The following is a 930-nucleotide window of genomic DNA, read 5'->3' as shown; positions in this document are numbered from 1 at the left end:
ACCCGCGCCGGCACCCACTCCACCCGGAACAACGAGTCACGACCGGTGAGGTCGAGTTCTCCGGTCGCCAGGGGACGCACGGTCAGGGATTCCACCGAGGCGACGGGCGCCCCGGCGGTGTCGGCCAGTTCGAGGGCCATGGCACCGCCGGCGTCCCGAGTGAGCCGGACCCGCAGAGCGGACGCGCCGGAAGCGTGGAGACGCACTCCCTCCCAGGAGAACGGAACCCCGCCGCGGCCCTCGTCGTCGATCGCGAAGGCGTGCAGCGCGGCGTCGAAGAGCGCCGGGTGCAGCCCAAAGGCACCGCCGTCGGTCCCGTCCTCCAGTGCGACCTCGGCGAACAGGTCGTCGCCGCGCCGCCAGGCGGCGCGCAGGCCCTGGAAGGCGGGACCGTAGGCGAAGCCGGCTTCGGCGAGGCGCTCGTAGCAGTCGGTCACGTCGACCGGCGCGGCATCCCGCGGGGGCCACACCGACGCGTCGAAGCCCGCCGCCGCAGTGGTTGCGCGGGCCAGGGCTCCGGTGGCGTGAACGGTCCACGGGCCGTGGCTGTCGTCCTCGGTGCGCGCGTGCACGGCCAGAGAGCACCGGCCGTCCTCGTCGGGTGCACCGACCCGCACCTGTATCTGGATGCCGCCCTTGTCGGGCAGTACCAGCGGCGTGGACAGGGTCAGTTCCTCGACCGTGTCGCAGCCCACCTCGTCGGCGGCCCGGACGGCGAGTTCCAGCAGGGCCGTGCCCGGCACCAGTACGGCGCCCTGGACGACGTGGTCGGCCAGCCACGGGTGGGACTGCGTCGACAGCCGACCGGTGAGGACGACGCCGTCCGTGCCCTCTCCACCGGCGAGGTCGACGGCGGCACCGAGCAGCGGGTGCCCGGCGGCGCCGAGCCCGGCGAAGCGCACGTCTCCGGTACGGGTCGACGTGGCGGCA

General features: G+C 74.4%; 1 protein-coding gene. It reads right to left on the bottom strand.

Annotation, left to right across the window (positions count from 1 at the left end; genetic code table 11):
• Positions 1 to 902, bottom strand: a 902-nt coding sequence (locus HO151_RS04165) for a polyketide synthase dehydratase domain-containing protein (RefSeq protein WP_368039417.1), incomplete at its 3' end; no start/stop codon positions are given.
• Positions 903 to 930 lie beyond the last annotated feature (28 nt).

The sequence above is a fragment of the Streptomyces sp. 8P21H-1 genome (assembly GCF_013302945.1).
This window is presented reverse-complemented; position numbering and strand designations above follow the sequence as displayed.